The following is a 26,584-nucleotide window of genomic DNA, read 5'->3' as shown; positions in this document are numbered from 1 at the left end:
GCCCGGGTACCCGAGCCCGCCGCCGGCCCCCTACTGGGTGACCCCGGTGCCGCCAGCCCTGAAACCCGGAGTCATCCCGCTGCGGCCGTTGGATCTGTCCGCTCTCTACAACGGGGCCGTGGCCGCGATCCGCGCCAACCCAAAAGCAACCATCGGCCTCACGGCCGTCGTCGTGGTTCTCAGTCAGCTGCTGACCTTCGCATTGCAGGCGGGCCCCATCGTGGGGCTCCTCGGCGGCGCCGCCGGCTTCGGCGCGAACAGTGACGACGCATTTGCCGCCGTATTCGGGGTCGGATACGTCGGCGGAGCACTGATCGGCTACGTGATCACCATGCTGGTCACCATCGTGCTCAGCGGCATGCTCACGGTCACCGTCGGGCGTTCGGTGTTCGGCGAACACACCACCCCCAGGGCCGCATGGCAGCGCGCCAAACCGCGCATATGGGCTCTCATCGGGCTGGCACTCGCTTCAGGCCTACTGCTCGCCCTGCCCCTCGCGGTCGGTGTCGCCGGCGTGGTCGCGCTTGCCCTCACCGTCGGCCCATGGGGCGCCGTGCCTGCAGGTTTAGCACTCGGGTTCGGATTCCTGGCGCTCTACCTTTATCTGATCCCTGTTTTCGCCCTCGCCTCACCGGTGCTGATCCTGGAGCGCCAGAACGTCTTCGGGGCACTGAGCCGGTCGATGTCATTGGTGCGCAAGAGCTACTGGCGTCTACTCGGCATTCTGTTGCTCACCTCGGTCATCGTCGGCTTCGTCGCGGGCATCCTAGGAATGCCCTTCAGCATCGCCGGGCAGATCGGCATGGGCATGGGCACCTCGAACACCAGCAGTACGGCGATGATCCTGGGGCTGGCACTCACGACTGTCGGCGTGATCATCGCCCAGATCATCACACTGCCCTTCAACGCCGCCGTGCACGTGCTGCTGTACACCGATCAGCGGATGCGCACCGAGGCATTCGATCTGGTGCTGCAGACCGAGACCAGAACACGGGAACGTCTCGGCCAACCGGGCATCGACCCGGATGCGTTGTGGCTGCCCGCGTATCCCCCGGTTCAGGTGTAATGCCGGCCGTCGATATCGACCGCGAGTCGGCGGCCGAAGCAGCCCAGCGCGAACTCGCCAAACCGATCTACGAGCACCCCTCGCCGCTCGACCGTCTGATCAATTGGATCATCGACCACCTGAACTATCTCGAGTTCCGGGCCAGCGAGCTTCCCGGCGGCTGGTTCACCATCCTGGTGACCACGCTCATCGTCATCGCCGCCGTCGTGCTGCTGGTCCGCATTGCCCGCCGCGCGGTCCGGACCAGGGGCGGCAGCGATTTCGGGCTATTCGAATCCGGTGAGCTCACCGCGACAGAACACCGGGCGGCCGCTGAATTAGCAGCAGCCCAGGGCGACTGGGCCTCGGCCATCAGGCACCGGCTGCGTGCCGTGGCACGTCAGCTCGAAGAGCGCACGATCCTCACCCCGGTGCCGGGCCGTACCGCCAACGAGCTGGCTGCCGATGCCGGGCGCGAATTGCCCTCGCTGGCAATGGAGTTTCGGTCCAGCGCGGAAATTTTCAACGACGTGAGCTACGGCGAACGCCCAGGCACCGAGCAGGCGTATCGCAAGATCGCCGCGCTGGACGACCATATCCGCGATGCGCCGGTGCTCGTCGCCTCTACCGATCCCGCCGTAACAACCGGATGGGAGGCGGTGCGGTGACCGTCAGTACCGCGACATCTCCACGTCTCCGGGACCGCTGGCGCACCTGGGCGTGGATACTCGCCGCATTGGTCGGCATCGTCGTCACTGCCCTACTCGTCACCAAATCACCTCGGCCCGAGGGTTATCTGGATCCGGATGCCGTCACCCAGCGCGGAGGGCACGCGCTCGCCGAACTGCTGCGCGACCGCGGTATCACCGTCACACGCGCCACCACCATCGCCGAGGTCCGCGAAGCCATGCGCCCCGGCAGCCAACTCATGGTGCTGGACAACGGGAACATCACCGACGACATACTGGACGTCCTCGTCGAGCTTCCGGGGGATCGCCTGCTGTTGACGCCCTTTTCCGCTACCCGGGAACGGCTGGCCGCGCAGGTACGCATCACCTCGTATCAAGGCGACGAGATCGCCACACCGAATTGCGATCTGAGGGAAGCCCAGCACGCCGGCGCAATTCAGACGTACATCGGCCCCACCTACACATTCACCAACCCGGGCCCGGGCCAAATCAGCTGCTATGCAGGCACGCTGGTGCGCTATCAGGACGCCAACCACACCATTACCGTGCTCGGTGATGACACCCCGCTGACCAATGCGCAGCTGGCCAAGCAGGGCAACGCGGCACTTGCCATGAATCTCGCCGGCCGCTCCTCCCATCTGGTGTGGTACGTACCCGAACGGCCGAAGGTCGGCACCAGTGCCCAACCGAAATCAATGGGCGACCTGATCCCCGACCAGGTCAGCATGGCCATCTGGCAGCTCTGCATCGCGGTGCTGCTACTCGCCGTCTGGCGCGGTCGCCGCTTGGGTCCCATTGTCGCCGAGAAACTTCCGGTGATCGTGCGCGCCTCGGAAACCACCGAGGGGCGGGGGCGGCTGTATCGGTCGCGCCGTGCCCGCGACCTCGCCTCCGACTCGCTCCGCGAGGCGGCACGGTACCGAATCGTGCGTCGGCTCGGCCTCCCGGTCGACGAGCGGCCACAGGTCATCACCACCACCGTGTCGCAGCGAATCGGCCGAAATGCCAAGGAGATTCACCACGTGCTGTTCGGCCCCGTCCCAACCGACGACCAGCAGCTCACCAATCTGACTCAGCAGCTTGACATCATCGAAAGGCAGGTCCGCGACTCGTGACACAGGCAACTTCCAGTGAGGACGCCGCACGCAATGCCCTCGCCGCGTTACGTGAACAAATCGCCACCGTGGTCGTCGGGCAGGACTCGGTGGTCAGCGGCCTGGTCGTTGCGCTGCTATGCCGCGGGCATGTCCTGTTAGAGGGTGTTCCGGGTGTCGCGAAAACTCTTTTGGTTCGCACACTCTCGGCGGCACTGTCCCTGGAGTTCAAACGGGTCCAGTTCACCCCCGACCTCATGCCCGGCGATGTGACAGGGTCCCTGGTCTACGACGCGCGTACCGCGGCGTTCGAATTCCGCGCCGGTCCGGTGTTCACCAATCTGCTACTGGCCGACGAGATCAACCGCACTCCTCCCAAGACTCAGGCGGCGCTCCTGGAGGCCATGGAGGAACGTCAGGTGACGGTCGACGGCACCCCCCGTCCACTGCCTGACCCGTTCATCGTCGCCGCGACCCAGAACCCCATCGAGTACGAGGGCACCTATCAGTTGCCCGAGGCTCAGCTGGATCGCTTTCTGATGAAGCTCAATGTCTCTCTGCCGGAACGTGATCAAGAAATCGCCATCCTGGAGCGGCACGCGCAAGGCTTCGACCCCCGCAACCTGTCGCATGTGACTCCGGTGGCCTCTGCCGCCGACCTGGAAGCGGGCCGCGCCGCGGTGAGCCGGGTGTTGGTGGCTCCCGAGGTACTCGCCTATGTGGTTGACGTCATCCGGGCCACCCGTCAATCACCCTCGCTGCAGTTCGGCGCCTCCCCGCGCGCGGCGACCGCCCTGCTGGCGACATCACGCGCGTGGGCGTGGCTTTCTGGCCGCAACTACGTCACCCCCGACGACGTCAAAGCCATGGCACGCCCGACCTTGCGCCACCGCATCGGCCTGCGCCCCGAGGCCGAGCTGGAGGGCGCGACCTCGGACCGGGTTCTGGACGGCATCCTCGTCACGGTTCCGGTGCCACGCTAGTGATTCTCACCGGACGCGCGGGATTGGTGGCGCTGCTCGGCGCGCTGCTGATTCTCCTGTCGCCATGGCCGGTTCGGCTGTTCTGGCTGCTGCTCCTGGTGCTCACGGCGCTGATTTTCGTAGACATCGCCGCCGCCGCCGGCCCACGCCGACTTACCTTTGTCCGGTCAGGGCCCGACTCCATCCGACTTGGCGAATCCGCGGATGTCGTGCTGCAGATCCAGAATCCGGGCCGGCGGGCGCGCGGATGGGTCCGCGACAGTTGGGCACCGAGCATGCGCGCCACACCACGAGCGCACCGGCTTAATCTGCGTACCGGCGAACGCACCCAGGTCACGACCTCCTTGCGCCCCTTACGTCGTGGCGATCACACACCGGCGACCGTGACCGTGCGCACGGTGGGGCCGCTCGGACTGGCCGGGCGACAAGGGCGACACGATGTACTGTGGCAGCTGCGGGTGCTGCCCCCCTTCCTGAGCCGTAAACACCTGCCGTCCCGGCTGGCCAGGTTGCGCGAGCTTGAGGGGGCCATCCCGGTCCTGATCCGGGGCCAAGGCACCGAATTCGACTCTCTACGTGAATATGTGGTAGGCGACGATGTCCGGTCCATCGACTGGCGCGCCTCCGCGCGGCGCAATGACGTGGTGGTGCGCACCTGGCGGCCGGAGCGAGACCGCCGCATCCTCGTCGTCCTGGACACCGGCCGTACCTCGGCGGGGCGCATCGGCGTCGACCCGACATCGGGGGATCCCTCTGGCTGGCCCCGGTTGGATTGGGCAATGGATGCCGCATTGCTGTTGGTGGCGTTGGCATCTCGCGCGGGCGACCGCGTTGACTTCCTGGCCCACGACCGCGCGGTGCGCTCGCAGGTATCGGGAGCCTCACGCAATGAGCTGCTTCCGCTGGTGGTCAACGCGATGGCACCCCTGGAGCCCGCGCTTGTCGAGTCCGATGCCCGCGATCTCGTCGCCACCATCCGCCGCAGATCCCGTCATCGCTCCTTCATCGTGCTCCTCACCGACCTGAACCCGGCGGCGCTGGAGGAGGGCCTGCTGCCGCTACTTCCTCAACTGACCAGCCATCACCACCTGTTGGTGGCCGCGGTCAGCGACCCGCGGGTCGAGGACATGGTGCTGCCCAAGGGTTCCACGGCGCCGGGAAATGTCAGGTCACTCGATGTCGAGCAGGTTTACGACGCTGCCGCGGCCGAACGTACCCGAGGAGAGCGCCGCCGCATCGTCACATCGCTGCGCCGCCAGGGTGTCGAGGTTGTCGACGCCCCGCCCGATGAGATCGCTCCGGCGCTGGCCGACCGGTATCTGTCGTTGAAGGCGTCCGGACGCCTGTAGCTCTCAGGAGGCCGGGGCGTAGTCGGGAGCGTTTTCGATGTCCCCGGATTCGTCGGCAGCCACCCCGCGCCGCCCCAGGATCACCACATAGGCCAGGAACACCGCCTCGGCGATCACCCCAATTCCGATGCGGGCGAATGTCGGTAGCGGCGACGGGGTGACCAGTGCCTCGATGAGACCGCTCACCAGCAGTACCCCGACCAGCCCGCCGGCCACCGACATGACGGCACGCCCCTGTTCGGCGAGCACTTGTCCACGAGGCCGGTCACCGGGGTCAATCACCTTCCATCCCAGACGCATTCCCGCGCCCGCGGCCAGGAACACCGCCGTCAGCTCCAAGAGACCGTGCGGAAGGATCAGGCCGAAGAACACGTCTCCACGACCCGCCGCGATCATCAACCCACCGGCCAGCCCCACATTCGCCGCGTTCATGAACAACACATATGGGATGGGGATACCCAGCAGCACTGCGAAGATGATGCACTGCGCCGCCACCCACGAGTTGTTGATCCACACGTGCAGCGCGAAGGCCGCAGCGGGATGCTCGCTGTAGTAGTTTTCGAAGTCCTCGTTCACAAGATGCGCGATCTCATCGGGTGTCCCGATCACCGATTGCAGCTCAGGTGAATGCATCACCCAGATGCCAACGGCGAGCGCCACCAGCATCGAGGCGACCGTCGCTCCCAGCCACCAACGCCAGCCACGGTAGGCGACCACCGGAAAGGACACCGTCCAAAAACGAATGAAGTGACGCCACAGCGGGGCGTGCTCTCCCGTGACGGCCGAACGCGCCCGGGCAACCAAGGTGGACAACCGTCCCACCAAGGCCGGATCCCCCGATGACGACCGCACGGTCGACAGATGAGTCGACACCGTCTGGTACAGCTCGACCAGCTGATCGATCTCGAGCCCGCTCAAGCTCCGTCCGCGCTTGAGCAGCAACTCCAGCCGGTCCCATGTCCCCCGATGTGTGGCGACGAATGCGTCGACGTCCATCTGGCAAATACTAGTAGTCTCGAGTGATGTCGGAGTTGGTGACGGGCGACGCGGTTGTCTTGGACGTCAAGGTTGCCCAGCTTCCGGTGCGGGTCGTGTCCGCGTTCATCGACATCTTCGTCCAAGTGATCGTGTTGTATGCCGGCATCTTCGTCGTCGCGTTCTCACTCTCGCAGTTCGACGAGGCGCTCGTGGGGGCGCTCAGCATCGCCTATTCCGTGCTAGCACTGGTGGGCTATCCGGTCATCTGGGAGATGTCCACCCGGGGACGTTCCCTGGGCAAGATGGCCATGGGATTGCGTGTGGTGTCCGATGATGGCGGCCCAGAACGGCTGCGGCAGGCTGTCATCCGCGCGCTCGCGGCCGTGGTGGAAATCTACATGTTCATGGGCGCACCGGCCGTGATCACCAGCTTGGTGTCGTCCAAAGGTAAGCGCCTCGGCGACATCTTCGCGGGCACGATGGTGATCAGCGAACGGGGGCCCAAACTCCCGCCTCCACCGGTCATGCCACCACAGCTGGCGGCGTGGGCGCAGACCCTGCAACTATCCGGGCTCACCGCGGATCAGGCCAACTTAGCCCGTCAATTCCTCAACCGCGCAGGGCAATTGGCGCCGCAGACCCGGGATCAGATGCTCTACCAGATCTCCACCGATGTGCTCGCCAGCATCGAACCGCCCCCGCCGCCGGGCACTCCCCCGCAGTTCATGCTCGCCGCGGTACTGGCCGAGCGACACCTCCGCGCCCTGGACCAGATGCAGCCTGCCTATGCCCCGGCGCCGTTGCCGGTACCGCCGGTGGACTGGGCCGGACCGCCCGCCTCGCCGCCCGCGGCACCATCGGCGCCCTCCGAGTCCCCCAAGGGGCCTTCGGGTTTCGCCACACCTGGCTGATGTCGAGCGGATGTCTTGGCAAAGAGCGAGCCGCCCAGGGTCGCCGCGACAATCGTGACAAGCGCTCCCAGGATGAGCGCCGCGGCCTCACCGTGCATCAATGATTGCTGCTGCTCACCGATCGCGGCCGCGGCGATGGGCACGCCGAGCTGTGCGGCGGCCAACGCACCCAGCGATAACGGCTGTCCAAACACTCGGCCAACCCCATGTGCCAGCACCGCGGCGCCCCCCAGGCCCAGCCCCAGCAGCATGAGCTTGGGGTTCTCACCGAGCTCACGCACATGCAGCGATGCCCCCAGCCAGACGAAGAACAGCGGCGAGAAGAAGCCTTCGGTGAATCCGAAGAGCTGCTTGGCAAGGCGGCGCGGCTCCCCGATGCCCGCGACGACGAGGCCCAGGGCGAATCCGGCCAGCATGATCGACACGTGGGTCTCCACCGCCAGAGCGGCCAGTCCGAAGACGATGGCCAGGCTGATCCGCAGCTCCATCGCCACCCGGCGCTGCTTCGAATAGTGGTGGAACCGATCGAGCGTTCCGGCTCGATCGAGTGCGCGCAGGATAACGAAGAGGATTCCCGCGCACGCCGCCACCGCCACCGCGCCTACCGCCGCCCTGGGAGCGTGCTTGAGATCGATAACCAAGGGCAGCAAGACAATCGAGGCGGTATCGGCGATGGCTACCTGCGCGGTCGTGCTCAGTACCTTGGGGCCTTCAAGGCTCAGCGAGTCGATGATCGGCAGTACCAGCGCCGCCGATGAGGAGGCGATGAGCACCGCGTACAGCGGCGCATGCCCCGTGTGGAACGCGTTGGCCAGCAGCACACCCAGCACCGCGCCGACCACGCCTACTACGACGGCGCGCGCCGCGGCCCTGGGCAGTGCCGCCACCATGGTCTTATCGCGTATCGGCACATGTGTGCCCGCCACGAACATGACCAACGCGAAACCGACGTCGGCGAACATCTTGAACGTGGGGTCGAAGGCATCTATCCAGCCGAATCCGGTGCGGCCGATGACGATTCCGGCAAGCAATTCGCCGATGACCACGGGTATCCGGAGCCGCGTATCGAGCGCTAACAGCGGCCCCACCATGCCGACGATGACGACAATCGCCAGGGCCGGGAAACCGAAGCCATTCATGGAATTACTGCCAAGAGACCAGATGGCAGGGGATGTCGGTGTTTTCGTCGGATATGTAGCTCGCGCAGACCCGGTGATAACCGTCCGCGATCTCGAGCCGCGCCCCGGCACGCGCATCCCCCCGCACCAGCAAGATGGGGGACAGCGCCTTGTCCTTGGCGATCTTCGCTAGATCGCGGGCCACATGGGCGTTGGTCTTGGGCAGCATGTCCAGGTGAGCAGCTCGCAGGATGTCCTTGGCCTTGCGGTACTCCAGCGTCGCATTGCGTAGCGCCTTCACGGTCCGCTTCACCACGTCGGTCTCACCGACGAGCGTCAGGTAGTCCACGGCAGCTGCGTAGTCATGGTCCTCGGGTTGTTCCAGCCACTTCACCGTCATGGCGGTCACCCTACGGCGCGTAGCTGGCAGCAGCTCTGGAAATCGCCGCCGAAAGTTTTCGTTGCATCACGATCGATTCCGATATATCGTTATCTATCGAGAGGCGATACCGCCTCCCCCCAAGCACTAAGGAGCAACACATGACTTCCCATGAGGAAAGGGCCGATCAGTTCCGGCCCGACACACCATTTGGATTTGGATTCGGTTTCGACCCCACCCGTCGCGGACCAGGTCGGCGCCACGGCGGTCGTCAGCACGGCTGCGATCCGCGCGGCGAGTTCCAGGAGCAGGCCTGGGCCGGTCGTCGCGGACCCGGCGCGTTCATGGAACGCGGGTTCGGACCCGGGTTCGGACGTGGATTCGGTCCCGGCTTTGGTCCTTTCGGATTCGGTCTCGGTGACCAGCCACGTGGACGCGGACGGGGACGTGGCCAGCGCGGCGACGTCCGGGCCGCCATCTTGGCGCTGCTCGCCGAACGGTCGATGCACGGCTACGAGATGATCCGCGAGATCGCCGAACGTAGTAACAACATCTGGCGGCCGAGCCCCGGTTCGGTATATCCGACACTGCAACTGCTCGTCGACGAGGGACTCATCGTCGAGGCCGAGGGCGGCGGCAGTCGCAAGCAGTTCGACCTGACCCCCGAGGGGCGCGAGGCGGCCGAGAAACTCGACACCCCTCCCTGGGACAAGATCAACGAAGATGCCGATCCGTCGGTGCTCGATCTTCGCTCAGCACTCGGTCAGCTGATGGGTGCGGTCGCGCAGTCGGCCCACGCTGCCTCGGCCGAGCAGCAACAGCGGATCGTCGAGATCGTGAATTCTGCCCGCAAGCAGATCTACGGCATCTTGGGTGAGACAGACTGAATGACCCTAGGCCCCCCGCTATTACAGGCGGGGGGCCTAGCTCACATCGACCCAGTCCAAGGTGCGCTGCACGGCCTTCTTCCAGCCGGCGAATCCGTCGGCCCGCTGCTGTTCGTTGATCGACGAGCTCCATCGCTCGTCTTCCTGCCAGTTCCGCCGAAGGTCGTCGGGATCCTTCCAGAAACCGACAGCCAATCCCGCCGCATACGCCGCGCCGAGCGCGGTCGTCTCGGCGACAACGGGTTTGACGACATCGACACCCAGCGTGTCGGCCTGGATCTGCATGCAGAGCTTGTTGGCGGTGATGCCGCCATCCACCTTGAGCACCTCCAGATGGACACCCGAGTCCGCCTCCATGGCCTCAACCACCTCGCGGCTCTGATAGCAGATCGCCTCAAGCGTCGCGCGCGCCAAATGCGCGTTGGTGTTGAACCGGGAAAGGCCCACGATCGCACCGCGGGCGTCCGAACGCCAGTATGGCGCGAATAGACCCGAAAATGCCGGTACAAAATAAACGCCGCCGTTGTCCTCGACCTGGCGAGCCAGATCCTCGCTTTGTGCGGCACCGCTGATGATGCCGAGCTGGTCGCGCAACCACTGCACCGCCGATCCGGTTACCGCGATGGAACCCTCCAGCGCGTACACCGGCTTGTTGTTCCCGAATTGGTAACACACGGTGGTCAGCAACCCGTTGCGCGAGCGGACAAGTTCTTCGCCGGTATTGAGCAGCAAGAAGTTCCCGGTGCCGTAGGTGTTCTTGGCCTCGCCGGGACTCAGGCAAACCTGCCCCACCATCGCCGCCTGCTGATCTCCCAGGTCGCCGGCAATGGGCACCTCACCGCCAAGCGGCCCCATCTGGGTAGTAAAACCAAAGGGCTCAACCGGCGAGGACGCCTTGATCGGCGGAAGCATTTGGCGCGGAATGGAAAAGAACGACAGCAGCTCGTCGTCCCAGTCCAGGGTTTCCAGGTTCATCAACATGGTGCGGCTGGCATTGGTCACATCGGTAACGTGCACCCCGCTGCGAATGCCACCGGTGAGGTTCCAGATCACCCAGCTGTCGGGGGTACCGAAGAGCGCGTCGCCGTTCTCCGCATCGCGGCGCACACCATCTATGTTCTCCAGAATCCACTGCAGCTTGCCGCCGGAAAAGTATGTGGCAGGCGGTAATCCGGCTTTCTCGCGAATAACGTCACCGCGCCCGTCCCGGTCCAGCGCCGTCGCAATCTTATCGGTGCGGGTGTCCTGCCACACGATGGCATTGCAATACGGCCTGCCGGTGTGACGGTTCCACACCAGGGTGGTCTCGCGCTGGTTGGTCACCCCCACGGCAGCAAGGTCCCCCGCCGACAGCCCGGTCACGTTGAGCGAGGTGGCCAGCACCGACCAGGTGCGCTCCCATATCTCCACCGGGTTGTGCTCCACCCAGCCTGCCCGTGGCAAGAGCTGCTGATGCTCCAGCTGGTGGCGGCCGACCTCCTCGCCCCGGTGGTTGAAGATCATGGCACGCGTGCTGGTCGTGCCCTGGTCGATCGATGCCACGAAATCAGCCATTGGCGAACTCCTCGGTGTGCGACGGCGATTGGGTTTCAAGATCGTCTGCGTACAGGAATGCTTCCACGAGGTAGCGGTACAGCGCAGCCCCCAGCAGGCCCCCGACGAGTGGTCCGATGATCGGCACCCACCAGTACTGTGCACCGTGCTGGTCCAGGAAAGCCGTATCGAAACCGGTGAGATAGGACGCCAGCCGGGGCCCGAAGTCGCGGGCCGGGTTGATCGCATACCCCGCGATGGACCCCCACGCCATGCCCAGACCGACGACCACCGCACCGATCGCGAATGGCGAGAGGCTCTCGGGCATGCGGATATTGCGCCGGTCCGAGATGGCGAAGATCAGGAATAACAGAATCGCGGTACCCATGATCTGGTCACGCAGGCCGCCCCACAGACTGACGTCGAGCGCGCCGTTACCCGGGAGTGTCGAGAAGACCCCTTGTGTCGCAATGGTGTGCCCGGGATCGACGGCGGACAGCACGCTGCCGTAGTTCCACCGAACCAGCAGCGCCGCCACGAAAGCACCGGCGATCTGCGCCACGATGAACGGAAGCACCTGTTTCCATGGGAATCCACGAAAGACTGCCAACGCCAGCGTGACCGCCGGGTTGAGATGCGCGCCGGATATCCGCCCCGCGGCGAAGATGCCGAAGGTGACGCCCATACCCCAGGCCCAGGCGATGGAGTTGTGATTGCCATAGTCCTCGTTCCCGGCCGTCGCCACCTGCGCGACAACACCCACGCCGAACAGAATCAAGATCAGCGTGCCGACGAACTCCGCGGCGAGTTGACCCGTGTGCCTCATAACACCGAATCTAGGGGTGGTTTGCCACGGGCACACCTGAAAACGCCGAACGGTCCCCCGTTTTCGGAGGACCGTTCGTGTGAGGAGCTTCCTACTTCCAGGGCTCGACCTGGTCGCGCACCAGGTCGATGCTCCACGGCCCGTCAGTCTCTGCAGTATCGGTCACCGACCAACCCTTGAGCCGCTGAATCGATCCACCCGTCACCTTGAACACCTGGCCGGTCCACGGGTTCTTCTCGGTGCTCAGGTACGCCACCAACGGAGAGATGTTGGCCGGGCTGAACATGTCGAACTGTCCCTCGTCCACCGGGGCCGCGAAGATCGCACCCATGCCCGGGGTGGCCAGCGTGAGCCGCGTGCGCGCCACCGGCGCGATCGCGTTCACCTTGACGCCGTACCTCTCCAGCTCGGCGGCCGCCACACAGGACAGCGCGGCGATACCGGCCTTGGCCGCACCGTAGTTGCCCTGGCCCGGGTTCGGCAGTGTCACACCGGAATCCGATGCGGTGTTTACCACGGTGGCTTTGACATCGGCCCCGGCCTTCGATTGCGCCTTCCAATACTCGGCCGCGTGACGCAACACCGCGAAGTGCCCCTTGAGGTGCACCTGGATGACCGAATCCCACTGGTCCTCCTCAAGACCGGCAATAAAGCCGTCCCGCAGGATGCCCGCGTTGTTCACCACGGCATCCAGCTGGCCGAAGGTCTCGACGGCCTGGTTCACCAGATTCGAGGCGCCGGCCCAGGTGGAGATGTTGTCGGTATTGGCGACGGCCTTCCCGCCGGCCGCGGTGATCTCGTCGACCACTTCCTGCGCGGGCCCGGCATCTGACCCGGAGCCGTCATTGGCGCCACCGAGGTCGTTGACGACCACCGATGCGCCTTCCCTGGCGAAGAGCAGCGCGTGCTCACGGCCGATGCCACGTCCGGCGCCGGTGATAACCGCGACCCGTCCGTCAAGTTGTCCCATGTTGTTTCCCTTCCTGCTTAGGCGATAACGGCATGGCCGTTTTTGATGACGAGGTCCTCGCCGACGTTGGTCTCGTACGAATAGGTGCCGGCGGCACCGTTCTTCCAGAAATTCGTGGTGATGTCCTGCCCGGGCAGCACCGGCTTGGCGAACCGCACCGCGAGCTCCTTGAGCCGCTCGGTGCGCGAGTCGGCGAGCTCGGTCAGGGCCGCCCATGACGTAAATGCCATGGTGCACAACCCATGCGCGATGATTCCCGGTAGCCCGGCGGCCACCGCGGCATCGTTGTCCAGGTGGATCGGCATCGGATCACCCGATGCCGGGCTGTACCGGAACGTCTGATCGTCATCGACATGCTGCACCAGAGAGGCCGCCGGCCCGTTGGCCTTGATCGCCTCATCCAGCACGATGGTCGGGCCGAGAACACCGCGCGTCTCACCCACGTCGTACTTGCGGAAGAAGAACGTTACGTACTGCTCGTTGACCAGATCTCCGGAAGCATCCCGCGTTTCGGCGTACACCGTGCCGCGAGTGCCGTTCTCCAGCCCCTCATAACCGGTCATCTTCGACTTGGCGACCAGCGTATCGCCAGGCTTGATGGGCCGGTGAAACCTGAAGAACTGCTCGCCGTGTACCACGCGTGGAATCAGCTGGTACGGAACAACACTCATCGTGGTTCCGACGAGCGACTGGAAGATGGGCACCACCGCGAAAACCGGCGGAGCCACCTCTCCCTTTCGATGCTCCTCGATCGGATCGTTGGTGGCCTCGGCGTAGGCGATCAGACGGTCCTTATCGACCTCGATGGTCTCTGCCGCGCCCCACTGATCCAGGCCGTCGTTGTTGAACGGATACTTGGTGTCAGCCATTGCTTCCCAACCCCTTTCAGCGGTTGGCCGGCTTGTAGGCGGTGATGACGCAGGCGCCGCCGAGGCCGAGGTTGTGCTGCAGCGCGACACCGGTCTTCTGCGATGCAGATGCCACCTGACGCTTGTCGGCATCGCCGCGCAGCTGCCAGGTGAGCTCGGCGCACTGCGCCAGGCCGGTGGCACCGAGTGGATGCCCCTTGGAAATCAGGCCGCCCGACGGGTTGACCACCCAGCGGCCACCGTAGGTGGTGTCGCCGTTGTCGATCAGCTTTCCGCCCTCACCCTCGGCGCACAGCCCCAGCGCCTCGTAGGTGATCAGCTCGTTGGCCGAGAAGCAGTCGTGCAGTTCGATGACGTCCACGTCATCGGCCGAAATCTGGGCCTGCTCATACACTTTCTGCGCCGCGAGCTTGGCCATGTCAAACCCGACGAGTGTGATCGCCGACTTGGATTCCAGGGTCCCCGGGGTATCGGTGGTCATCGCCTGGCCGACGATCTCCACGGCACGGTCGCCGAGCCCGTTCGCCTCGACAAACCGCTCCGAGGCGAGGATGGCCGCGCCCGATCCGTCGGAGGTCGGTGAGCACTGCAGCTTGGTCAGCGGTGCGTAGATCTCCTTGGCATCCAAGATGTCCTGCAGCGTGTATTCCTCTTGGAACTGCGCATAGGGATTGTTCACCGAATGCTTGTGGTTCTTGTAACCGATCTTGGCGAAGTGCTCGGCGGTGGTGCCGTACTTCTGCATGTGCTCACGACCGGCGGCGCCGAACATCCAGGGTGCAGGCGGGAAGGCGAAATCGAACAATCCGGCGAGGGCTTCGATGTGCCGCTGCATCGGCTGCTCACGATCGGTGAAGGCCGCGCCCAACGAACCGGGCTGCATCTTCTCGAATCCCAGCGCCAGCGTGATATCGGCGAGCCCGCCGCGGATGGCCTGCGCCGCATTGAACAAGGCGGTCGATCCGGTCGAACAGTTGTTGTTGACGTTGGTGACCGGGATGCCGGTCATGCCAAGCTCGTAGACCGCGCGCTGGCCGGAGGTGGACTCACCGGCGCAATACCCAACATAGGCGGCTTCCACCTTGCCGTAGTCAATACCGGCGTCCGTCAGCGCATTGGTGCCGGACTCCTTGGCCATGGCCGGGTAATCCCAACCCTCACGTCGTCCGGGTTTCTCGAATTTCGTCATCCCGACGCCGATGACGAAAACCTTTTCGGGGGCCTTAGGGGGCATCGTTCCAAGCTCCTTTGCGCGCACTTCGATGGGGGCCTGGTCAACGTAACATACGTTCTATCCTGAATGTAAGGCTCCAGTACAGATGTATTGCCACCCCCGCAAACACGTGATCCGTCGGACGATGCGCTCGGTGAACGCACGTGGAGCGTGCCCGGAACGCCCGTGACATTTACCTACAGTGCAGTTTGTTTCTGCGCACCGGGCTGCGGTGCGCGAAGCCGCAGCTCCAGCATCTGCTTGGCCCGGGACCAGCGACGATCGCGAGTTTCCTGCGAGGCCGTCAAACTACTGACGAGGATGCCGCGGATGATGTCCATGGCGAGCAGACCGAAGTCTCGGCGGTCCTTGGGCGAGGCCGGATCATCGTCGTCGAACACGTGAAGCGCCGACAGATTGTGCAGCACCATCTTTTCGAACTGGTCCAGGTGCACGCGCAGATCGGGCTCGGTCCGTGCCGCGATGAGTAGCTCCACCACCGCGATGAACAGCGGCCCCTGGTGGATCCGCCACAACACATCCAGATACCGCTCGACCGGGTCGGCGGACTGATCCATGGACATCAGCTCTTCGAGCACCGCCTGGGTCCGCATAAAGGCGAGGTGGCGCACCGATTCGGCCATCAGCTCCGACTTGGACTGGAAGTGATGGATCAGTGCACCGCGTGTGGCCCCGGCACGGCTCGCGATACGCGAGGTGGTGGTGCCGGAATACCCGAACTCGATGAGACAGTCGATAGTCGCCTCGAGCAACCGGGACCGCATCGCCGCCGAACGTTCCTCCTGGGTGCGTCGCGGCGTGGGCATGCCCACATTGCACCACAGTCAGTCGATGCGAAGCGTGGCTATCGTCCGCTGACCTGATGGAAAATCTGCGCGGCCTGCGCCTCATACTTCGCATATGCGTCGGGGAAGGCCGAGCGCTGAACCGCCTGTGCGGCTTGGGCAACGCTCATATCCTGCCAGCCCGAGACCTTCACCAACTGGTCGTAGAACTTACCCGCAGACCTCGCCGGATCCATCAAATCTGCTGTTGCGCCCCAGCTTTGACGCTGCTGGAATGGTCCTACCGAGTCGTGGTCATGTCCCACACCGTCATTGGCGAGCATCATCGAGTCGGGCACCGAGGAGTTCGCGAGGCTACGCAGTCCGGACTCGGTGAGTGCGGTCGCCAATGCGATCTGAATCGCCTCGGGCGAAAGCCCACGACGCAGACCTTCCTCGATAATCTTGCGGGCGACGTCCATCTGACCGGCGTCAAGATTCATGAAGACCGACGGCCCCGAGGGGCGCAGCGACGGAGCACCGGTGTTGGAATAGCTCCCGTCGGGCACGCTGTGGCCCCCGCCGCCCCCGCTACCACCGCCGCCGTGGCCTCCTCCGCTGCCGCCACCGAAACCGCCGCCACCGCTGCCGCCACCGAATCCACCGCTACCGGCCCTTACCGAGCCGCTTGCCGCACCGCCACTGCTGGCCGGCATGAACGCCGCGGGCTGGGTACTGGCCGTGTTGTGCTCCGCGTCCACCGTCTCCGATGCCTTACGCAGATCGTTCGATGAGGCGCGATCGGCCTCTTCCAGTGACTTCAGGGCCTGGCGAATCGCGTCGGTCAGCCGCCTGGCCTCCGCCTGCAGATCCCTATTGCCTTCGGGAGCCCTGACGGTGCCGTCATCGGCAACCTGCAGGCCTTTTGCATTGGCCTCGTCGACCAGCGCCATCACCTTGTCACGCGCCGCGCTGAGCGCCGAGTGCCCACCACGGACCGCCTCGGCCACGTTGCCAATCGCAAACGAGAGCCTGTTGGTGGAGGACTGCTCGCTCGATGCCTGGTCGAACGCGGACTTGAAGGACTTGCCCTTCCAGAACGACTCTGCCGAGTCCAGGTCGCGGACCACACCGTCGATGGAAAGGTCCAGGTTCTTGCTGGCATCCTCGATGGCCTTGGCTGCCGCGTCGAGGTTGGCGACGTCCCATCCGCGCAGCTGCGAGATCGTCGGCCTCACAGGTTGACCTCCGCAACCCTGGACACCTGGCGACGGTTCACGGCATCCTGGCCGGTCAACGCACCCGAGCTGCTCTGAACGAAGTTCGAGATGCTCTCGATGCGCTCGGAAGCACCACCCCCGGCGCGCTTGAGCGCCGCACTGACGGCACGCAGCACCTCCGCGAACTCGGTACCGGCGACCGCGTTGGCCGCCGCCTCGAAATCGACGTCGGGAATCGCATCCTTCGCACGTCCTGCCACGCGACTCGCCAGCCGTGACATCTCGGCACCGTTGGCCTTCATGATGTCGCTCATAGATACCTCCCCAAGGAACCGGTCCTGCGCGCACGTGACGGCGCGGTTTGTCGCCGGATTGTGCCTCTGATCAGATACGACGGGTCTGGTGCTGATTTGGTTCCATGTTTCTCAACTTTTTTCGCCGAATCGTCCGGGACCGCGTGCGGGCAATCAACCAGGCCCAAGCCTCTGGTTGAGGAACAATACGACCCATGGGCGACGAGGTCGCGCGCACCCAGTTCACCGGTGAGCACCGCCGGGCCTATCGCACCAAGGTGCAGAACTGTCTGGACGTGTTCGAAACCATGCTGTCGGAGTCCCGATTCGATTTCGAACGACCGCTGACCGGGATGGAGATCGAATTCAACCTGGTCGACGGCAACTACCAGCCGGCGATGACGAACACCGAAGTCCTCGCCTCGATCGCCGATCCGGCGTTTCAGACAGAACTGGGCGCCTACAACATCGAGTTGAATGTGCCACCGCGCGCGCTTCCGGGTTCTGCGGCCCTCGAACTCGAGAGCGACGTGCGGGCCAGTCTCAACGCCGCCGAGCAGCGAGCCGGCGAGCAAGGCGCGCACATCGTCATGATCGGCATCCTGCCGACGGTGATGCCCGAACATCTGAACGGCGCGTGGATGAGCCCCTCCTCCCGATATCGCGCATTGAACGACGCGGTGTTCACCGCCCGCGGTGAGGACATGCAGATCGACATTGCCGGCATGGAGCGGCTCAGCGTCAGGTCACCCTCGATCGCCCCGGAATCCGCGTGCACCAGCATGCAGCTGCATCTGCAGGTGGCACCCGACGACTTCGCCGCCAACTGGAACGCAGCCCAGCTGCTGGCGGGTCCGCAGCTGGCGCTGGCCGCTAACTCACCGTTCTTCTTCGGCAAGTCCTTGTGGGCAGAGACGCGAATCGAGCTCTTCACACAGTCGACCGACACCCGTCCGCAGGAACTCAAGGTGCAGGGGGTGCGCCCCAGGGTGTGGTTCGGCGAGCGCTGGATCACCTCGATCTTCGACCTGTTCGAAGAAAACGTCCTCTACTTTCCGTCGCTGCTGCCGGAGATCTCCGATGAGGACCCCGTGGCCGAGCTCGCGGCCGGGAGGGCACCGCGGCTTCAGGAACTGCGGTTGCACAACGGCACCATCTATCGCTGGAACCGGCCGATCTACGACGTCGTCAACGGCACCCCACATCTGCGTGTGGAGAATCGGGTGCTGCCTGCCGGGCCGACGGTGATCGACGTGATGGCCAACGCCGCGTTCTATTACGGTGCGCTGCGAGCGCTGGCCGAGGATGACCGCCCGGTGTGGACCAAGATGACTTTCGCTGCGGCCCATGACAATTTCCTCGAAGGTGCCCGGCGGGGCGTAGAGGCACGGATGTACTGGCCCGGCGTCGGTGAGATCACCGCCGATGAATTGACGCTCCGGCACCTGCTGCCCATGGCCCATGAGGGGTTGCAACGTTGGGGAGTGGCCACCGAGGTGCGTGACCGCTATCTCGGCGTCATCGAAGCGCGTGCGAAGTCGGGCATCAACGGCGCGGCCTGGCAGACACACACCGTCGGCGCGTGGGAGGAGCGCGGGTTGGACCGTAGGTCCGCGCTTACCGAGATGCTCCGGATGTACTGCGAGCAAATGCATTCCAACGAGCCCGTGCACACCTGGGAGCTGATCTAGAAGGTGAGCGCCTGCCGCTGCCGCACGTGCGACGCAGGTACTCCTACCGGGCCAGGTTATCGGCGAGCTGCCCGGTCGCACCGAACAGCTCTGGATGCCAATGCTCCAGCAGCGCGGTGTTATCGGTGTCATCCGGGTGGAAGCCAGGCTTGTTGTACTCCCGGAGGCGTTGACGGACAGAACGTTTCACGAACGGTGAATGGCGCAGCGCGAGCAGGCTACGAACAAGCCGGATTGGGTTGTACGTGGCGCGGTCTCGCAGCAAGGACAAGGTCGTGAACAACACCGTGCTACCGATGAAGGCGAGGGTGACCAGACGCATGGTCCAGATGCGGCGGCGTTCGCTGCCGCCCACGGTCCGGTACACATCGAAGGCGACGGCACGGTGTTCCGACTCCTCATAGGCATGCCACAACAGCATCTTGCGCACCTCGGTGGAGCCGAGTAGCGCCCGCGCGTCTTCGTCGCCCAGCAAGGTCTCGGCCAACACGGCGGTGTAGTGCTCGAGCGCTGCGGTGATGGCCAGACATGTCAGCGGCGACAACACTTTTTCGTACAGGCGCAGCACCGCACGCGTGCGGTGATCGGCGAACCGCGTGGGATAACCCATCTCCTGCAAGCGTTCGTTGAGTGCGACATGCTCGCGGCTGTGTGTCACTTCCTGTCCGATGAATCCCCTGACTTGCTCCTTGAGCTCAGGATCGCCCACCTGATCCGCGTGATTGCGGACCGACCGGACGAAGAAGTCCTCCCCCTCCGGGAAGGTAGCGGACAGGTACGCAATGACGTGACTCATCACGAGATCGCCCTGGACATAGTGGCGCTGCAGGCCACCTTCGGGATAGCTGAAACGAATACGGCGAGCGTGAACCCGCCGCGCCTGGATACCAGTCATGGATGTTCTCCTATCGCGGGTTCTATCCGCGTCAATAGTTCGGTGAAGAAGCCGCGTACCTCGGCGGCCTTCTTCCTGGCGTCCGCACGCGTCAGGTCATACAGACCAAGACCGTCATAGAGCGCCGTGACGGATCGCAACAACAGCGCGGCATCCGGCCTGGCCGCTAGCTCCGGGAAGAACTCAGTCGAGGCGGTCAGCAGCACCTCGAGGTAGGTGTCGTCCCAGGACCTCATCAACGCACGCAGCTCAGCATCGTGCCGCGCCGCAATCGATAGCTCGGTCAGAGCGCGGCACTCCGGTTCCTCATAGAGCGACCACAGAATTTCCAGGGCCACGGCCGGGGTGCGTTCCTCAGGGGTTAACGACGCGAGGCGTTCCTGGAAGTAGCCGGCACGATTTGCTACGAGTCGGCTGGCCGCCGCGTTGACCAACGCCGCCTTGGTCGGAAAATGGTGGGCCAGTGCGCCACGCGACACTCCGGCACGCCGCACCACGTCGTTAGTGGAAGTCGCTGCGTAGCCCTTGTCGGCAATGCACCACAGCGTCGCGTCCAGTAGCCGCAGCCGCATGGCCTCGACCCGCTCCACACGGGAGACCCGGACATAGTCGTCCGAGTGTCGTCTTCTGCCGCGCGTCCCCGACATGAGGTCACGGTAGCTCGAATGTCACAGACAGGCAAGCCTGCCTGTAAACGGGACGGTGTCCTAGACCGCCTCCAACACGGCCCGCAGCTGCTCCAACTCCTCGTCGGTGCCGTCGACGTGCGGGCTGATCCGCAGCACCGGCCTGGTCATCTCGAACGGTGCCCGCACTGTCTCGGCAGCGGTCGTCACGATCGCGTGTTCCGCGATGAGGCGCGCCCGCACCGCGACGACGTCCAGGTCGCCGACGGGCTCCAGGGTGGTGATGGCGCTGGGCTCGTCCACGGATTCGACAACCCGCCAATCCTTGAGTTCCCCCAAGATCTTTCGTGTCGATCTTCCGCGCTCGGCCAATGCACCCTGAACCTGTGCAGGACCGGCCGCCAGATGCTGCCCCAGCGCGACCGACAGCCCCACCCAGCCCGCGACATGCGCCTCGATGTGGCCTGACCACTGCGGAACCAGATGCGCGAGAGACGGATTGACGGCAAGCACGCCCACCCCGCGTGGTCCTGTCAGCCATTTGCGTGACGGTGCGTACATGGCGTCCGCGCCGTAGGTGCAGTCGACATGGCCGAGGGCCTGAGCGGCATCAACCACTACGGGCACCCCGGCCGCTCGCGCGCATGCGACCACCTCATCGGCGGGCTGCACGGTGCCACGGTGGCTGCCGATGGCCGTGACATGCACCAGGTCCACCTTCTCGCGACGCAGGAACGCCTCGATCCCGCCCAAGTCGGCTCGGCCATCCTCGTCGGCAGGCAGCCACACCGGCGTAAATCCGACGTGGTTCATGATCATCAGGTTCGGGCCGAATTCTCCTGGCAGGCAAGCGATAGCCCGCCCGGCATCGGCAGGCCACGACTGCAGGAGGGTACGCAGCGCATCGGCCGCGCCCGTGGTGAAATGCACCTGCGCCCCGGGCATCCCCGTCAAGTGGCGCACGGCCGCACGCCCGGCGTCGAGGACCGGTGTCGCAGCCTCCTGTGCCACGTAGCCGCCGATCTGCGCCTCATGCTCGGCGTGCTGAGCCACCGCGCGAATGGTCTCGAGGCTCTGCCGTGAGCAGGCAGCCGAATCCAGGTGCGCACCGAGAACCGGCGGCCTGCACTGCTTCCACTGCTCGCCCAGGGTCACTGCTTCACTGCCAGCGATAGTCCGAAATCATGGGAATCGTCAGTCCACCAGTGCGTTTGATCCAGGCCCGCGGCGGCCAACTCGCGCGCGACGCCCTCCCGCCGGAACTTGCAGGACACCTCGGTCAGCATCATCTCGCCCGCCCCGAATTCGACGGCGAGATCCAGAGCTTCGATCCTCACCCGCTGGTCGCGCACCGACCGCAACCACATCTCCATGCGCTCCTCCTCGCCGTTCCACAACGCGACGTGTTCGAAAGCCTCCAGAGAGAAATCCGCGTCCAGTTCACGATTGATCACCGCCAGCACATTGCGGTTGAAAGCAGCGGTCACACCGGCACTGTCGTCGTAGGCGCGCACCAGACGCCCGGTATCCTTGACCAAATCAGTTCCCAATAGCAACATTTCACCGGAATCGAGCGCGCCCGCGACATCGGCCAAGAATCGCGCGCGCGGTTCGGTGGTCAGATTCCCGATCGTGGATCCCAGGAAAGCAACCAACCGCCGCCCTTCCCGCGGGATCCGCGCAAGGTCCTTCTCGAAGTCCCCACACACCGCGCGGACCCGCATCCCCGGATACTCCTCGACGAGCGCATCTCCCGCCGCGCGCAGCACCCCGGAGTCCACATCGAAGGGAATGAAGGTACTGGGAGCCAACGCATCGAGCAGCATTCGCGTCTTCTCGGAGGTGCCGCTTCCCAACTCCACGAGGGTGTCGGCGCCGGAGACCGCCGCGATATCGGCCGCATGAGCCCGCAACAACCCAGCCTCGGTCCGCGTCGGGTAGTACTCCGGCAGCCTGGTGATCTCGTCGAACAGGTCGCTACCGACCTCATCGTAAAACCATTTAGGAGGAAGCGATTTCGCTTCTGCAGTCAGACCCTGCCGGACATCACGTCGTAGCGCCTGCGCTGCGGCACCGGAGGCTAGGTGATTCTCGAGGGTCATAGGGGACGACGCCGTCATAATCCTCTTACCTCTACCTTCCCATCGCGTACCCGCACCACGTGCCGGTCCGGGATATCGACCCAGGACGGGTCGTCGTCGTACGGTTCACTCGCCACCACCACACCGCCGGAGGCCTCCAAAATCGACAGGGTGTCACCCCAGGTCGTGGCGATCAATTCATTTCCGTTGGCCGCCAGTATGTTCAGCCGAGCACCCGGATCAGCAGCCCCGACCTGGCGAACTACCTCGCCGAGGTTCTCCGGCCCCGCGGCGAATATGCGCGCCGCCAGCACCGCACTGTCCACCACCGATTCAGCCCCGAAGACCTCACCCACCGCACCGCGATCGACTATCCCGTTGTGCGACAACAACCATGTTCCATCCGTGAACGGCGCGGCCGCGGACTCCTCGATAGGCATCCCGACACTGGCGGAGCGGACTGCTGCCACCACGCATCGGCTGCGCAGCACCGGGGCCACCGAAGCAAAGGAGGCATCGCCCCACAGCGGTCGTGCGCTGCGCCACCGGTGCGGGGCCGCAACGCCCACGACATCCGGTCCTGGTATTTCGTCGGCGAAGAATCCGGCGCCCCATCCGTCGGCATTGACCACCCCATGTTTCTGGCGCCGTGGCGCATACGACTGCACCAGCAGACTGTGCGGTGGATCGAGCACCAACGACGCCAGGCTGCGCGGCTCGCCCAACCAGCCCAGATGACGGCACATGCTAGACGTCCCAGGCCAGACGGACGCCGCTGAATATTTGTCGCCGGATCGGATGATCCCAGTTGCGGAAGCTGGGCCGCATGATCGACTGCGCCACCGCCCACGATCCGCCGCGCAGCACGCGATAGTCACCGGCCCCAGAACCTTCGAAGAACGGCTCGCTGTACTGCTGGTAGATCATCGGCGTGAAGCCCGGCCACGGCCGCAGCGGGGATGTGGTCCACTCCCACACATCGCCGAGCATCTGCTCGACACCGTAAGCCGATGCCGACACCGGGTAGGCCCCGACCGGTGCCGGGCCCAGCGCACCTCCACCGAGATTGGCTCGGTCACCGTCCGGGGCGTCCACACCCCACGGAAAACGCCGTCGTGCAGAGGCTTCCGGATCCCATACACAGGCCTTCTCCCATTCGGCCTCGGTGGGTAATCGCGCACCTGCCCAGGCGGCGTAGGCCTGCGCTTCGTGAAAGGTGACGTGCTGCACCGGCTCGTCGGGCACAATCTCCAGCTCACGACCGAACCGTGTGAGTGTTCCGCCCTTGTTCCAAAACTTGGGCGCCGTCAGATCTTCCGCGCATCGGTGTGCCCACCCGGCCTCGGTCCAGAATTCCTGGCGCCGGTACCCGCCATCGGCGATAAATGCCGACCACTCGGCGTTGGTGACCGGAACCCTGCCGATCCGGAAGCTCTTGAGAACCACCACATGCGCGGGCCGCTCGTTATCGAGCGAGAACGGCTCGTCGATCGCATCGACGCCCAACACAAACGGCCCCCCGGGCACCAGCACCGAGGTTCCCGCCACACCAGGGCGTCCCGGTGGCAATGGGTCAACACGCTCGAGCAGAGCGGCCCCGCTGCGAATCGACAAGGCCTGCAACATGGTTTCGTCATGTTGATGCTCATGGCTGAGCACCATGGCGTAGGTGAATTCGTCCGAACGCGCAGAACCGTCCAGGGGCAGCGCATCCAGCCGGTCCAAAACCCGACCCCGCACCTCGTGGCAGAAAGATCGTGCCTGTGCCGGCGAGAGCAGCGGCAGCTGCACCCTGCTGGCCCGGGTGTGCCGGAAGGCGTCATAGAGGGACTCGATATCACCGGGCAGCATCCCCGGCGTGCGTGGATCTCCACCGCGCAACAGCCACAGCTCTTCCTGCTGGCCGATATGCGCGAGGTCCCACACCAAAGGACTCATCAACGGGTCGTACTGACGATGCAGCTCGGCATCGTCGTGGTCGGTGATCGTCAGCGTGCGCACGCGTGCCGCTTCAAGGTCCCGCGCCAGGTCCTCCCGGATCATTGGGCCGCCCCGGAGAAGGCCTGCTCCACCCCGTACTCCGTGACGTTGTCGATGAAATCATCTGCAGGGCAACGCCCTTGTTCGACACGCTCCACAAGGAATGCCATATCCGCGGCCAATTCGGGCGGCGCCACCGCGCATGCGGCCGACACCAGCCGACGCCCGGCCGCGTGCAGCGCCGGATCCGCCAGACCGTCCCGCGCCGCCACCTCCCAGGCGTCGCCAAGTGGTTCGACCGTGTCCGCAGCAATATCGGCGACCTGCGGATGGTCCAGCGCCGCGACAACGGTGAACGCCAACGCGGGCCACCACCAATCCGGTGCGGCATCCAGGTATCGCAACTCCAGCCAGCGCCGCGGTCGCACCGGCGGAAAGAGCGTGGTCAGGTGATAGTCGAGGTCTTCGGTGGTGGGAGCACGCCCTGCGAGCCGCGCGGTCCCGTCGACCCAGGAGTGGAACGGCACATGGGTGACAACCGCCTCTGCGTCGTCCTTGTTTCGCACCAGCATGACGGGCGCTCGCAGCGCGTAGCGGACCCAGGATTCGGTCGGGTCGGAGCCGATCTTGACCGGAGCGCAGCGTCGCGGATCCAGGTTGTCCCAAATCCACTGCCTGGTGTTTCGCCGTCCTGTCCGGCGACCCGCGAGCATGGGTGAGGACGCCGAGAGCGCCACCATCGTCGGGCCGATCTGTTGTGCCAGCGCGAACCTGTCCCGCCACTGGCGTGGTGTCCCGGACTGCAGATTGACCTGCAAAGACGCGGTGCAGGTCATCATCTGTAGCGCGGTCTCGCCGAACCCAGCGGCACCGAAATGGCCGGCCATCGCGGCGTATCGCGCCGCGGGATTGACACGTTCGGGGATACGCAACGGGTCGGTGCCCAGGCTGGCGAGCGCGACCCCGGCGTCGCGATATGCCGAGGCCAGGATCGCGTGATCGGCTCGCATCGACGAAATCGCGGACAACACGTCGGCACGTGGGGGGCCGGAGAGTTCGACCGCCCCGCCCGGTTCAAACGTGATCGCGCTGGACCCGGGCAGATCAGGAACCGAATCCGCGATCTCATGCAGCCGATTCCAGTTGACCCTGCGGTGCGGGGCGGCCAGCTCGACGGTATGAGATTCCAGTTCCAGCCCGACCGTGCCAACGTGCGCGTCGGCGAAGGCCTGCCGAGCGATGTGCTCGGCAGCCTCGTCGTGTCCGGACAGCGGTCGCCCAGTGAGAGCCTCCGACGCCGTGGTGGCCATCTCTCCAATGTTCCATAGGCCACCGACAAGTGAATCCGTTCGGGGCTACTTAGGCTGCAGCCTTGCCCCGCCGTCGATGCGAATCGTCTCGGCGTTCATGTAGCTGTTGGTGACGAGCTCGAGGGCCAGCGACGCGAACTCTTCGGGGTTACCCAGGCGCTGCGGGTACAGCACGTTCGGCGCGAGGCGGTCCTTGAACTGTTGCGCGGATTCGCCCTCGCCGTAGATCGGGGTGTCGATGAGACCCGGCGCGATGGTGTTGACGCGGATGCCGACAACCGACAGATCGCGCGCGATCGGGAGGGTCATGCCGACGATGCCGCCCTTGGATGCGGAGTACGCGGCCTGACCGATCTGTCCGTCGAACGCCGCGACGGACGCGGTGTTGACGATGGCGCCGCGCTCACCGAACTCGTCGACCGGCTCTTCCTGGCTGATCGCGGTGGCCGCGAGACGGATCAGGTTGAACGAACCAATCAGGTTGATGCCGATAACCTTGGAGAAGATGTCCAGGGAGTGGGCCGAGGCGTACTGGCCGTCCTTGCCGATGGTGCGTCCGGGCCAGCCGACGCCCGCGCAGTTGATGAGGACGCGCACCGGTCCGAGTTCCTTGGCGGCGTCGACGGCCGCGATACCGTCGGTCTCGCTGGTGACATCGGTGTGCACGAAAGCCCCACCGAGTTCCTTGGCCAGAGCCTCACCCTTTTCGTCCTGAACGTCGGCGATGACGACCTTGGCGCCCTGCTCAGCGAGCAGGCGAGCAGTTGCGGCGCCGAGACCGGAGGCACCACCCGTGACGATTGCAGACACACCATTGATATCCATGAGCCGCACCCTAACCGATTGGTTGGTTGGGAGA

The 26,584-nt window shown here is 65.0% G+C and carries 26 protein-coding genes and 1 pseudogene; 8 read left to right on the top strand and 19 right to left on the bottom strand.

What is annotated here, in order from left to right; genetic code table 11:
- Positions 1-37: 37 nt before the first annotated feature.
- From AC5Y5C_RS05940 to AC5Y5C_RS05920, 5 genes are read left to right on the top strand one after another with little or no spacing between them, the layout of a single operon-like run.
- Positions 38-1,066 (top strand): glycerophosphoryl diester phosphodiesterase membrane domain-containing protein, encoded by a 1,029-nt coding sequence (locus AC5Y5C_RS05940; protein ID WP_499970624.1) that lies wholly within the window; start codon positions 38-40, stop codon positions 1,064-1,066.
- Entirely contained in the window at positions 1,066-1,713 is a 648-nt protein-coding gene (locus AC5Y5C_RS05935; RefSeq protein ID WP_499969996.1) for a DUF4129 domain-containing protein, read from the top strand. Before AC5Y5C_RS05940 ends, AC5Y5C_RS05935 begins: the two co-directional genes overlap by 1 nt.
- Entirely contained in the window at positions 1,695-2,849 is a 1,155-nt protein-coding gene (locus tag AC5Y5C_RS05930; protein WP_499969994.1) for a DUF4350 domain-containing protein, read from the top strand. The genes AC5Y5C_RS05935 and AC5Y5C_RS05930 overlap by 19 nt, the downstream gene beginning before the upstream one ends.
- A complete protein-coding gene (locus tag AC5Y5C_RS05925; protein ID WP_499969992.1) occupies positions 2,846-3,811 on the top strand; it encodes an AAA family ATPase in 966 nt (321 codons plus the stop codon). Before AC5Y5C_RS05930 ends, AC5Y5C_RS05925 begins: the two co-directional genes overlap by 4 nt.
- Complete coding sequence (locus AC5Y5C_RS05920; RefSeq protein WP_499969990.1) at positions 3,811-5,160, top strand: DUF58 domain-containing protein; 1,350 nt, start codon at positions 3,811-3,813, stop codon at positions 5,158-5,160. Before AC5Y5C_RS05925 ends, AC5Y5C_RS05920 begins: the two co-directional genes overlap by 1 nt.
- Before the next feature lie 3 nt (positions 5,161-5,163).
- Here the strand turns inward: AC5Y5C_RS05920 and AC5Y5C_RS05915 are convergent, their stop codons facing one another.
- The gene (locus tag AC5Y5C_RS05915; protein ID WP_499969988.1) at positions 5,164-6,156 is read right to left on the bottom strand and encodes a stage II sporulation protein M; all 993 of its coding nucleotides are present in this window, start codon (positions 6,154-6,156) and stop codon (positions 5,164-5,166) included.
- An 86-nt stretch (positions 6,157-6,242) separates the two neighbouring features.
- Here AC5Y5C_RS05915 and AC5Y5C_RS05910 point away from each other — a divergent pair.
- Positions 6,243-6,554: pseudogene (locus tag AC5Y5C_RS05910) on the top strand (RDD family protein); the annotation flags it as partial.
- Positions 6,555-6,922: 368 nt separating this feature from the next.
- Here the strand turns inward: AC5Y5C_RS05910 and AC5Y5C_RS05905 are convergent.
- Together AC5Y5C_RS05905 and AC5Y5C_RS05900 are read right to left on the bottom strand one after the other, a co-directional pair.
- Positions 6,923-8,188 carry a cation:proton antiporter gene (locus tag AC5Y5C_RS05905; protein ID WP_499969986.1) on the bottom strand — a complete coding sequence of 422 codons (1,266 nt, stop codon included), beginning with the start codon at positions 8,186-8,188 and terminating at the stop codon, positions 6,923-6,925.
- A 4-nt stretch (positions 8,189-8,192) separates the two neighbouring features.
- On the bottom strand, positions 8,193-8,567 hold the full coding sequence (locus AC5Y5C_RS05900; RefSeq protein WP_499969984.1) for a hypothetical protein: 375 nt from the start codon (positions 8,565-8,567) through the stop codon (positions 8,193-8,195).
- Between the two features lie 140 nt (positions 8,568-8,707).
- Between AC5Y5C_RS05900 and AC5Y5C_RS05895 the strand changes: the two genes are divergently transcribed.
- The gene (locus AC5Y5C_RS05895) at positions 8,708-9,433 is read left to right on the top strand and encodes a PadR family transcriptional regulator (RefSeq protein WP_499969982.1); all 726 of its coding nucleotides are present in this window, start codon (positions 8,708-8,710) and stop codon (positions 9,431-9,433) included.
- Between the two features lie 36 nt (positions 9,434-9,469).
- Here AC5Y5C_RS05895 and glpK read toward each other — a convergent pair whose 3' ends face one another.
- The 8 genes from glpK to AC5Y5C_RS05855 form a co-directional block, all read right to left on the bottom strand.
- Positions 9,470-10,987 (bottom strand): glycerol kinase GlpK, encoded by a 1,518-nt coding sequence (gene glpK / locus AC5Y5C_RS05890; protein ID WP_499969980.1) that lies wholly within the window; start codon positions 10,985-10,987, stop codon positions 9,470-9,472.
- Complete coding sequence (locus AC5Y5C_RS05885) at positions 10,980-11,792, bottom strand: MIP/aquaporin family protein (protein ID WP_499969978.1); 813 nt, start codon at positions 11,790-11,792, stop codon at positions 10,980-10,982. The genes glpK and AC5Y5C_RS05885 overlap by 8 nt, the downstream gene beginning before the upstream one ends.
- Positions 11,793-11,883: 91 nt before the next feature.
- Complete coding sequence (locus AC5Y5C_RS05880; RefSeq protein ID WP_499969977.1) at positions 11,884-12,762, bottom strand: SDR family oxidoreductase; 879 nt, start codon at positions 12,760-12,762, stop codon at positions 11,884-11,886.
- 17 nt (positions 12,763-12,779) lie between these two features.
- Entirely contained in the window at positions 12,780-13,631 is an 852-nt protein-coding gene (locus AC5Y5C_RS05875; RefSeq protein WP_499969976.1) for a MaoC/PaaZ C-terminal domain-containing protein, read from the bottom strand.
- A gap of 16 nt (positions 13,632-13,647) precedes the next feature.
- Positions 13,648-14,865, bottom strand: a complete 1,218-nt coding sequence (locus tag AC5Y5C_RS05870) for a lipid-transfer protein (protein WP_499969974.1) — start codon at positions 14,863-14,865, stop codon at positions 13,648-13,650.
- Positions 14,866-15,041: 176 nt separating this feature from the next.
- Positions 15,042-15,671 (bottom strand): TetR/AcrR family transcriptional regulator, encoded by a 630-nt coding sequence (locus AC5Y5C_RS05865; protein WP_499969972.1) that lies wholly within the window; start codon positions 15,669-15,671, stop codon positions 15,042-15,044.
- A 38-nt stretch (positions 15,672-15,709) separates the two neighbouring features.
- Complete coding sequence (locus tag AC5Y5C_RS05860; RefSeq protein ID WP_499969970.1) at positions 15,710-16,867, bottom strand: hypothetical protein; 1,158 nt, start codon at positions 16,865-16,867, stop codon at positions 15,710-15,712.
- Positions 16,864-17,163, bottom strand: a complete 300-nt coding sequence (locus tag AC5Y5C_RS05855) for a hypothetical protein (RefSeq protein ID WP_499969969.1) — start codon at positions 17,161-17,163, stop codon at positions 16,864-16,866. The genes AC5Y5C_RS05860 and AC5Y5C_RS05855 overlap by 4 nt, the downstream gene beginning before the upstream one ends.
- A 194-nt stretch (positions 17,164-17,357) precedes the next feature.
- Between AC5Y5C_RS05855 and AC5Y5C_RS05850 the strand changes: the two genes are divergently transcribed.
- Complete coding sequence (locus tag AC5Y5C_RS05850) at positions 17,358-18,833, top strand: glutamate-cysteine ligase family protein (RefSeq protein ID WP_499969967.1); 1,476 nt, start codon at positions 17,358-17,360, stop codon at positions 18,831-18,833.
- A gap of 43 nt (positions 18,834-18,876) precedes the next feature.
- Here AC5Y5C_RS05850 and AC5Y5C_RS05845 read toward each other — a convergent pair whose 3' ends face one another.
- Genes AC5Y5C_RS05845 through AC5Y5C_RS05810 form a run of 8 tightly spaced genes read right to left on the bottom strand, consistent with a single transcriptional unit; the run spans position 18,877 to position 26,550 of the window.
- Positions 18,877-19,728 (bottom strand): metal-dependent hydrolase, encoded by an 852-nt coding sequence (locus tag AC5Y5C_RS05845; RefSeq protein ID WP_499969964.1) that lies wholly within the window; start codon positions 19,726-19,728, stop codon positions 18,877-18,879.
- Positions 19,725-20,375, bottom strand: coding sequence for a TetR/AcrR family transcriptional regulator (locus AC5Y5C_RS05840; protein ID WP_499969962.1), 651 nt, complete (start codon positions 20,373-20,375; stop codon positions 19,725-19,727). The genes AC5Y5C_RS05845 and AC5Y5C_RS05840 overlap by 4 nt, the downstream gene beginning before the upstream one ends.
- A gap of 60 nt (positions 20,376-20,435) precedes the next feature.
- The gene (gene egtE / locus AC5Y5C_RS05835; RefSeq protein ID WP_499969960.1) at positions 20,436-21,509 is read right to left on the bottom strand and encodes an ergothioneine biosynthesis PLP-dependent enzyme EgtE; all 1,074 of its coding nucleotides are present in this window, start codon (positions 21,507-21,509) and stop codon (positions 20,436-20,438) included.
- Positions 21,506-22,456 carry an L-histidine N(alpha)-methyltransferase gene (gene egtD / locus AC5Y5C_RS05830; protein WP_499969955.1) on the bottom strand — a complete coding sequence of 317 codons (951 nt, stop codon included), beginning with the start codon at positions 22,454-22,456 and terminating at the stop codon, positions 21,506-21,508. Before egtD ends, egtE begins: the two co-directional genes overlap by 4 nt.
- Positions 22,457-22,470: 14 nt before the next feature.
- Positions 22,471-23,181 carry an ergothioneine biosynthesis protein EgtC gene (gene egtC / locus AC5Y5C_RS05825; protein WP_499969951.1) on the bottom strand — a complete coding sequence of 237 codons (711 nt, stop codon included), beginning with the start codon at positions 23,179-23,181 and terminating at the stop codon, positions 22,471-22,473.
- Position 23,182: 1 nt separating this feature from the next.
- Positions 23,183-24,478, bottom strand: a complete 1,296-nt coding sequence (egtB, locus tag AC5Y5C_RS05820) for an ergothioneine biosynthesis protein EgtB (protein ID WP_499969946.1) — start codon at positions 24,476-24,478, stop codon at positions 23,183-23,185.
- Positions 24,475-25,725 carry an ergothioneine biosynthesis glutamate--cysteine ligase EgtA gene (gene egtA / locus AC5Y5C_RS05815; protein ID WP_499969943.1) on the bottom strand — a complete coding sequence of 417 codons (1,251 nt, stop codon included), beginning with the start codon at positions 25,723-25,725 and terminating at the stop codon, positions 24,475-24,477. Before egtA ends, egtB begins: the two co-directional genes overlap by 4 nt.
- 45 nt (positions 25,726-25,770) lie before the next feature.
- Positions 25,771-26,550: an SDR family NAD(P)-dependent oxidoreductase gene (locus tag AC5Y5C_RS05810; RefSeq protein ID WP_499969941.1), complete on the bottom strand. Its 780-nt coding sequence runs from the start codon at positions 26,548-26,550 to the stop codon at positions 25,771-25,773.
- Between the last annotated feature and the right edge of the window lie 34 nt (positions 26,551-26,584).

The sequence above is a fragment of the Mycobacterium sp. NGS15 genome, from assembly GCF_059813245.1.
This window is presented reverse-complemented; position numbering and strand designations above follow the sequence as displayed.

Bases quoted from the DNA above. Each gene is read 5' to 3' on its own strand.
- AC5Y5C_RS05840 (WP_499969962.1), bottom strand. From the start codon at position 20,375: ATGTCGGGGACGCGCGGCAGAAGACGACACTCGGACGACTATGTCCGG.
- AC5Y5C_RS05895 (WP_499969982.1), top strand. From the start codon at position 8,708: ATGACTTCCCATGAGGAAAGGGCCGATCAGTTCCGGCCCGACACACCA.
- AC5Y5C_RS05935 (WP_499969996.1), top strand. From the start codon at position 1,066: ATGCCGGCCGTCGATATCGACCGCGAGTCGGCGGCCGAAGCAGCCCAG.
- AC5Y5C_RS05845 (WP_499969964.1), bottom strand. From the start codon at position 19,728: ATGACTGGTATCCAGGCGCGGCGGGTTCACGCTCGCCGTATTCGTTTC.
- AC5Y5C_RS05880 (WP_499969977.1), bottom strand. From the start codon at position 12,762: ATGGGACAACTTGACGGACGGGTCGCGGTTATCACCGGCGCCGGACGT.
- AC5Y5C_RS05865 (WP_499969972.1), bottom strand. From the start codon at position 15,671: ATGCCCACGCCGCGACGCACCCAGGAGGAACGTTCGGCGGCGATGCGG.
- AC5Y5C_RS05870 (WP_499969974.1), bottom strand. From the start codon at position 14,865: ATGCCCCCTAAGGCCCCCGAAAAGGTTTTCGTCATCGGCGTCGGGATG.
- AC5Y5C_RS05875 (WP_499969976.1), bottom strand. From the start codon at position 13,631: ATGGCTGACACCAAGTATCCGTTCAACAACGACGGCCTGGATCAGTGG.
- egtC (WP_499969951.1), bottom strand. From the start codon at position 23,181: ATGTGCCGTCATCTGGGCTGGTTGGGCGAGCCGCGCAGCCTGGCGTCG.
- egtD (WP_499969955.1), bottom strand. From the start codon at position 22,456: ATGACCCTCGAGAATCACCTAGCCTCCGGTGCCGCAGCGCAGGCGCTA.
- egtB (WP_499969946.1), bottom strand. From the start codon at position 24,478: ATGATCCGGGAGGACCTGGCGCGGGACCTTGAAGCGGCACGCGTGCGC.
- glpK (WP_499969980.1), bottom strand. From the start codon at position 10,987: ATGGCTGATTTCGTGGCATCGATCGACCAGGGCACGACCAGCACGCGT.
- AC5Y5C_RS05930 (WP_499969994.1), top strand. From the start codon at position 1,695: ATGGGAGGCGGTGCGGTGACCGTCAGTACCGCGACATCTCCACGTCTC.
- AC5Y5C_RS05885 (WP_499969978.1), bottom strand. From the start codon at position 11,792: ATGAGGCACACGGGTCAACTCGCCGCGGAGTTCGTCGGCACGCTGATC.
- AC5Y5C_RS05915 (WP_499969988.1), bottom strand. From the start codon at position 6,156: ATGGACGTCGACGCATTCGTCGCCACACATCGGGGGACATGGGACCGG.
- AC5Y5C_RS05855 (WP_499969969.1), bottom strand. From the start codon at position 17,163: ATGAGCGACATCATGAAGGCCAACGGTGCCGAGATGTCACGGCTGGCG.
- AC5Y5C_RS05850 (WP_499969967.1), top strand. From the start codon at position 17,358: ATGGGCGACGAGGTCGCGCGCACCCAGTTCACCGGTGAGCACCGCCGG.
- AC5Y5C_RS05900 (WP_499969984.1), bottom strand. From the start codon at position 8,567: ATGACGGTGAAGTGGCTGGAACAACCCGAGGACCATGACTACGCAGCT.
- egtA (WP_499969943.1), bottom strand. From the start codon at position 25,725: ATGGCCACCACGGCGTCGGAGGCTCTCACTGGGCGACCGCTGTCCGGA.
- AC5Y5C_RS05810 (WP_499969941.1), bottom strand. From the start codon at position 26,550: ATGGATATCAATGGTGTGTCTGCAATCGTCACGGGTGGTGCCTCCGGT.
- AC5Y5C_RS05905 (WP_499969986.1), bottom strand. From the start codon at position 8,188: ATGAATGGCTTCGGTTTCCCGGCCCTGGCGATTGTCGTCATCGTCGGC.